This is a genomic window from Aromatoleum toluvorans, from assembly GCF_012910905.1.
GTDB classification, from domain to species: Bacteria; Pseudomonadota; Gammaproteobacteria; order Burkholderiales; family Rhodocyclaceae; genus Aromatoleum; species Aromatoleum toluvorans.
The window spans coordinates 1-1,881 of the sequence record NZ_WTVN01000083.1; the positions used below are offsets into that span (position 1 = coordinate 1).

General features: G+C 62.6%; 1 protein-coding gene. It reads left to right on the plus strand.

Annotated features, from left to right (window positions below; genetic code table 11):
- Positions 1-412 precede the first annotated feature (412 nt).
- Positions 413-1,810 carry a group II intron reverse transcriptase/maturase gene (ltrA, locus tag GPA22_RS22380; RefSeq protein ID WP_169258277.1) on the plus strand — a complete coding sequence of 466 codons (1,398 nt, stop codon included), beginning with the start codon at positions 413-415 and terminating at the stop codon, positions 1,808-1,810.
- Positions 1,811-1,881 lie beyond the last annotated feature (71 nt).

Here is a 1,881-nt window from a genome sequence, read left to right on the forward strand (position 1 = left end):
TTGGTGCGCCCGGCAGGGCGCACTCACTTGGAGGTGGAAGTCCTCTACTCGCCCGGCAAGGGGAAGAGTTAGCCGAACGGCAAGGGTGTCGCGGGTAACTGCGAATCTGGAGGAAGCCGAAGGCAAAGCGCTGGCCTGACGAACAGGAAGCGGATGCGAGGCGGCACAGCGGGGTGAGGCGGCCAATATCGTCAAAGCCCGAAACTTGCACGGAACGCTGTGACGTATATCCGACAGGTATAAGCGTGAAGGTGGGTGCGTCATACCCGGGGAGATCCTCATTCGTGCCGTGGTGCTACCGACATCGCGAGGTGTCGGGATGCGGGTGAGGAAGTCAGCCGAGGCCATAGTAGGTGCCGGTATGGACCGAAGGGCCGAACATGGAAGAACGCGAGTAGGCGATCAGCTCTCGATGAAACCAGCGAAGGCAGAAATCCGTCGGCAAGATGGAGCGCAAGCGGAAGCATCCGGACGGAATCCGGAGAGGGGCGCGTTGCGTGCTGAGGCCGAATCGGCGACTGATTGGCGGACGAAAGCGGAGACAGGCGGGCTGATGGAAGTCGTGTGTGAGCGCGGCAACCTGTGGCTTGCGTATCAGCGGGTGGTGGAGAACAAGGGCGCGGCCGGTGTCGATGGCATCGGGGTGTCGGAGTTCAAGGATCAGCTGAAACGACACTGGCCGACGATCAGGGCCACACTGCTGGCGGGGACGTATCTCCCGCAGGCGGTGCGCCGAGTCGATATTCCGAAGCCGCAAGGCGGGGTGAGGACGCTCGGCATTCCGACGCTGACGGATCGACTGATCCAGCAAGCGTTGCATCAGGTGCTCTCGCCGCTCTTCGAGGCGGACTTCTCCGAGTCGAGCTACGGCTTCCGACCGGGGCGGAACGCCCATCAGGCGGTCAAGGCAGCGCAGCGGTATGTTGCCGAAGGCCGGCGCGTCGTGGTGGACATGGATCTGGAGAAGTTCTTCGACCGGGTCAATCACGACATCCTGATGGAGAAGGTTTCGAAGAAGGTCGGCGACGGGCGGGTACTGAAACTCATCCGCCGGTATCTGGAAGCGGGGATGATGGCAGGCGGCATGGTATCGCCGAGGACGCAAGGGACGCCGCAAGGCGGACCGCTCAGTCCGCTGCTGTCGAATATCCTGCTGACGGAACTGGACCGGGAACTGGAACGCAGGGGGCATGCCTTCTGTCGCTACGCGGACGACTGCAACATTTATGTTCGAAGCCGGGCGGCAGGCGAGCGGACGCTGGCGAGTATCACCCGGTTCCTGTCCGGGCGGCTCAAGCTCACGGTCAATGAGGCCAAGAGCGCGGTCGCGCGGCCGTGGGAGAGGAAGTTTCTGGGCTACAGCGTGAGCTGGCACAAGGCCCCGAAACTGCGGATTGCGCCGACCAGTCTGCAACGGCTGGAAGACAAGGTCCGGGAAGTACTCCAGGGGGCGAGAGGGCGAAGTCTGAGCAACACCATCGGCGCCTTGAATCCGGTTCTGCGTGGCTGGGCAGCGTATTTCAAGCTGACCGAGACCAAGCGGGCGCTGGAGGAGATCGACGGATGGATCAGACGCAAACTGCGCTGCATCCTGTGGCGGCAGTGGAAACGTCCGTACACTCGCGCCAAGAACCTGATGAAGGCGGGACTGACGCAGGAGCGGGCATTTCGCTCGGCCTTCAATCAACGCGGGCCGTGGTGGAACAGTGGTGCCAGCCACATGAACGCGGCCTTCCGGAAGTCCTTCTTTGATCGTATGGGTCTGGTGTCGCTGCTCGATACGACGCGACGACTCCAGTGTCTTTCATGAACCGCCGTATGCGGAACCGCATGTACGGTGGTGTGAGAGGGCGACGGGGGTGACCCCGTCCCCTACTCGAT

Bases quoted from the DNA above. Each gene is read 5' to 3' on its own strand.
- ltrA (WP_169258277.1), top strand. From the start codon at position 413: ATGAAACCAGCGAAGGCAGAAATCCGTCGGCAAGATGGAGCGCAAGCG.